The following is a 4,379-nucleotide window of genomic DNA, read 5'->3' as shown; positions in this document are numbered from 1 at the left end:
CCCAGCAGATCGGCCGTGCGGCCCGCGGGGCCAGGCACGGAACAGGTGACAACGAGAAGGAGCTGGCAAGTGAGCAACCCATTCGACGACGCGGACGGCCGTTTCCGGGTGCTGGTCAACGAGGAGAACCAGCACTCGCTGTGGCCGGAGTTCGCCGACGTGCCCGCGGGCTGGACCGTGGCGTTCGGCACCGCCTCCCGCGCGGAGTGCGTCAGCTACGTGGAGGAGAGCTGGACGGACATGCGGCCGAAGAGCCTCGTCGAGGCGATGGAGGCCGACGCCCGCGGCACGGCGAGCTGACGACTGCGCAGCGAGGGCGCCCGGCGATCACGCCGGGCGCCCTCGCTGTGCGGGCTCAGCAGGACGGCTCAGCGGCGCGCACTTCCCGCAGCCCGGCCGTAGCCGACGATGGCCGGCCACCCGAACACCACCACCAGCCCGCCCGTCCAGGCGAGCAGCAGCAGCAGCGGGGTGAGCGTGGGTCCGCCCACCGCCAGCGCCTTCATGGTGTCCACCGCGCAGGACATCGGCTGGTACTGCACCGGTCCCTGCAGCCAGCTGGGGTAGGCGTCCAGCGGCACGAACCCGGTGTTGAAGAACATCAGGATGGTGGTGGCCAGCGACAGCATCTCCACGAAGGTGGTCCGGCGGCTGTAGAGCGCGGCCGCGGTGGCCAGGGTGGAGTAGCCCAGCCCGAACAGCAGCGGCATCCCCACCATGGCCAGCCCGGCCAGCAGTCCCCGGTCGAAGCGGAAGCCGATCAGCAGCCCGACGGCGACGATGATCACCGTGGTGAGCAGGATGCGCACCATCTCGGCGAGCAGACGGCCGACGATCGGCCCTGCCCGGTTGACCGGCATCACCCAGAACCTGCCCACCAGCCCTGAGTCGCGCTCACCCATCAGCGACACCGCTCCCGCCACCGCCCCGGCCATGGTGCCCACCAGCGCGGTCATGGGCACCAGCCCGTCCAGAGCGTCCTGCCCGGTGGCGTCGGCGATCGAGTCACCGAGCACCACCCAGAGCATCACCAGCGTGACGGCGGGGTAGACCAGTGCCTGGATGGTGGTGAAGGGGTCGCGCAGCCACCGCGTGAGCAGCCGCCGGGCCTGCAGCAGGCTCTGCGGTCCGAGCGCTCGCAGCGACCGCTCGGGTGCGGCCCGGGTGGGCACGAGGAAGGCCAGCGCGCCGGTGGGCTCGGGCGGGGTGACGGCCGGGCGCGGCGTGGGGCTGGGCGGCCACGGGGTGCGACTGGGTGGGGTGACAGTGCTCATCGGCTAGCCCCTCCGCAGGTTGGCGTGCACCGAGGCCAGCGTGAAGGCCGCGGCCAGCCCGCCCAGCCACAGCAGCGCGGGCAGCACGTGCGTGGTGTCCCCGGTGCCCTCTGCCAGCGACCGCATCACTGCGCAGAAGTGCGACACCGGCTGGTTGCGCACGAACGGCTGGATCCACTCGGGGAAGCCCTCCTCGGGCACGTAGCCGGTGGAGAGCATGCCCAGCACCAGCTGGGGCAGCGTGAGGATCTGGCTGGTCGCCTCAGGGTTGTGCGACAGGGTCCCCAGCGCGTCAGCCCCGATGGACAGCACCAGGGCGATGACGAAGGCGAAGCCGCAGAACAGCACCGCGTTGTCCACGCCGTTCTCGAAGCGGAAGCCCAACAGGTAGCCCGACAGCAGCGCGGACAGCAGTGACACCACCACCCGCACGGCCGAGGCGGTCATTCGCCCGGCCAGCGGAGCCGCGGGGTTCACCGGCATCGTCCGCATCCGCGTGGTCATGCCGTTCACCGACTCGTAGGCGGCCCGCACGGCGGAGGAGACCGCGATGAAGCTCATCGCCTGCAGCACGATGATCGGGGTGATGAACTGCCCGTAGTCGACGCCCTGGGAATCCATGATGGAGCGCAGCGGCAGGTCGAAGCCGAGCGCGAAGATCGGCGGCGCGACCAGGGAGACCACCAGCTCGCCGTTGGTGCCCATGGCCCGGGTGTGCCGACCGGCCAGGGTCAGCCACTGCGACAGCCCGCCGGGCGCCGGCCGAGCGTGGTGGTGCAGCGGGCGGGGGGAGGGGGCGGGCTTGTCGCGGGAAGCCACCGGGGCGCTCACGCCGGGCCGCCGCCGTCGCGGCGCCCCGACGGCGGGGACGCACCCGCGCCGACCTCCGCCGACACCTCACCGCCACCAGCCGCGCGATCGCTGACCTGTGCGTCACCGGGGTCGCCGTCGCCCAGGTTTCCGGTGCTGGACCCCGCTGGGCTGGACCCCGCTGGGCTGGACCCCGCTGGGCTGGACCCCGCTGGGCGGGCCCGTGGCGCGGCGGGGGTGTCCGTGGCGGCGCTGTCCTGGTCTGTCTCGGCGTCGGTCGGCGCGGTCAGGGCGAAGAACACGTCGTCCAGGGAGGGCCGCCGCAGCGCGATGTCGGCGATCTCCACCTGCGCTGCGTCCAGCCGGCGCAGCGCCTCGGCGAGGGTGGTGGCGCCCTGGGGAGCGGGGATGGACACCCGGTCACCCGCGGGCACCGCCGCGGTGCCCGCGGGAACCAGCGGGCCCAGCGCGGCCAGCAGCTGCGGCAGGTCCGTGGTGTGCAGGGGGACGATCTCGCAGTAGCTGGTGCCGGTGCGCTCCTTGAGCTGGTCAGCGGTGCCCTCGGCCACCACCGTGCCCTTGTCGATCACCACGATGTTGTCCGAGAGCACGTCCACCTCGTCCAGGTACTGGGTGGTCAGGACGGTGGTGATGCCGTCGTCCTTGAGCCGGCTCACCAGGTCCCACACGAACTGGCGGCTCCGCGGGTCCAGACCGGTGGTCGGCTCGTCCAGGAACACCACGTCCGGTCGCACCACCAGCCCGCACGCGATGTCGATGCGTCGGCGCATGCCTCCGGAGTAGCCGCCCACCTTGCGTCCCGCCGCCTCCACCAGGTCGAAGTCGGCCAGCAGCTCCGCGGTCCTGACCCGCGCGGACCGCTTGTCCAGCCCCATCAGGCGGCCGAAGAGCACGAGGTTCTCCCGGCCGGACAACGACTCGTCCAGCGCGGCGTACTGGCCGGTGACCATGATGGCGCGCCGCACCTGCGCGGCCTGGCGGACCACGTCGAAACCGGCCACCGTGGCGGTGCCGGCGTCGGGGCGCAGCAGCGTGGTCAGCACGTTGACCACGGTGGTCTTGCCCGCGCCGTTCGGACCGAGAATCCCCAGCACGGAGCCGCGCGGGGCGGAGAAGGTGATGCCGCGCAGGGCGCGCACGTCACCGAAGCGCTTCTCGACCCCCTGCACGGTCACACCGTCGGTCGGATCGGGCATGTCGCTTCCTCCTGTGGTCAGCGGCCGGAAAGGAATTCCAGCAGCAGGGCGTTCGCCGGCTCGGGGCGTTCCAGCAGGCCGAAGTGCCCTGCGTCGGCAACTACCTCGTAACGGCAGCCGGGGATGGCGTCGGCCACCTCGCGGCACAGCTGGGGGTCGATCACCCGGTCGTCGGCGAAGGCCACGACCATCGTGGGCACCCGGATGCCGCGGTAGGCGCTCCGGCGGTCGAAGCCGTTGTCCAGCCGCAGCTGTGCGGCCGTCCCGGGCCCGCCGGTGGCGGCGGAGAACTCCAGGACGTCCAGCCACTCCTGGCAGGTGGACGGGTCGGCGAGCGTGCGGGGAGAGAGGTTCAGCGCCGCAGTGACCGCTGCGGAGTACCGCGGGGACACCCGCTGCCCGGTCTCGGCCAGCTCCGCCTCCGCCGCCGACAGGGCGGCCTGGGCGGGACGCAGCCGGGCGTGCGCGGTGAACAGCACCGCCCGGGACACCAGCTCGGGGCGGGTCAGCGCCAGCTCCTGGGTGATCCGGGCCCCCAGCGAGGTGCCCACCACCGCCGCTGGGGAGCCGAGGTGCTCGATCAGCGCGGCGGTGTCGGCAGCCATGTCGGCGATGGTGAAGCCCTCGGGGCACTCGTCGCTGGGCGCGATGCCTCGGTTGTCCACCCGGGCCACCCGGTAGCCGGCCGCCTCCAGGGCGGGCGTCTGGTGCAGGTCCCACACTCGCCCCGGGCTTCCGCTGCCCATCACCAGGACCACCAGCGGCCCCTCGCCGGACACCGCGTAGCTCAGCCGGATGCCGTTCAGCGTCGCGACGGGCACGGGGTCCTCCGGACGCAGCAGGGGGTAGGGAAGCGGACATCCTGTCTCATCGCGTGTGGGCCCACAGATGTTATCCACGAGACCGGGCGCCGCACCGGCTGAGCAGGCACGACCGTGTGCTGACCCCGATCCGGCGCGGTGCCGCCGGCGTGAGTGCCGCGGCCGGAGGCGGTTTGATGTGCGAGGGCGCGTCGTGCATACTGGTGCGGTTGCCTTGACACGACGTGATGGGTCGTGGGTTCCTCGCGGATCCCATG

Annotated in this window: 4 protein-coding genes and 1 pseudogene; 1 reads left to right on the top strand and 4 read right to left on the bottom strand. The window is 72.6% G+C overall.

What is annotated here, in order from left to right:
• Positions 1-69 precede the first annotated feature (69 nt).
• Complete coding sequence (locus ELX43_RS14200; RefSeq protein ID WP_127783991.1) at positions 70-300, top strand: MbtH family protein; 231 nt, start codon at positions 70-72, stop codon at positions 298-300.
• 68 nt (positions 301-368) lie between these two features.
• On the opposite strand, the gene ELX43_RS14195 is transcribed toward ELX43_RS14200, so the two are convergent.
• The 4 genes and pseudogenes from ELX43_RS14195 to ELX43_RS14180 form a co-directional block, all read right to left on the bottom strand.
• On the bottom strand, positions 369-1,274 hold the full coding sequence (locus ELX43_RS14195) for an ABC transporter permease (protein WP_127783990.1): 906 nt from the start codon (positions 1,272-1,274) through the stop codon (positions 369-371).
• A 3-nt stretch (positions 1,275-1,277) separates the two neighbouring features.
• The gene (locus ELX43_RS14190; RefSeq protein WP_241249032.1) at positions 1,278-2,105 is read right to left on the bottom strand and encodes an ABC transporter permease; all 828 of its coding nucleotides are present in this window, start codon (positions 2,103-2,105) and stop codon (positions 1,278-1,280) included.
• 263 nt (positions 2,106-2,368) lie between these two features.
• Positions 2,369-3,301, bottom strand: a pseudogene (locus ELX43_RS14185) (ATP-binding cassette domain-containing protein); the annotation flags it as partial.
• A 17-nt stretch (positions 3,302-3,318) separates the two neighbouring features.
• Positions 3,319-4,122 (bottom strand): alpha/beta fold hydrolase, encoded by an 804-nt coding sequence (locus ELX43_RS14180; RefSeq protein WP_127783988.1) that lies wholly within the window; start codon positions 4,120-4,122, stop codon positions 3,319-3,321.
• Positions 4,123-4,379: the final 257 nt, after the last annotated feature.

This window comes from Rhodococcus sp. X156 (assembly GCF_004006015.1).
Taxonomy (GTDB): Bacteria; Actinomycetota; Actinomycetes; order Mycobacteriales; family Mycobacteriaceae; genus X156.
The sequence above is the reverse complement of the archived record's forward strand: the minus strand, read 5'-3'. Positions and strand labels throughout refer to the sequence as shown.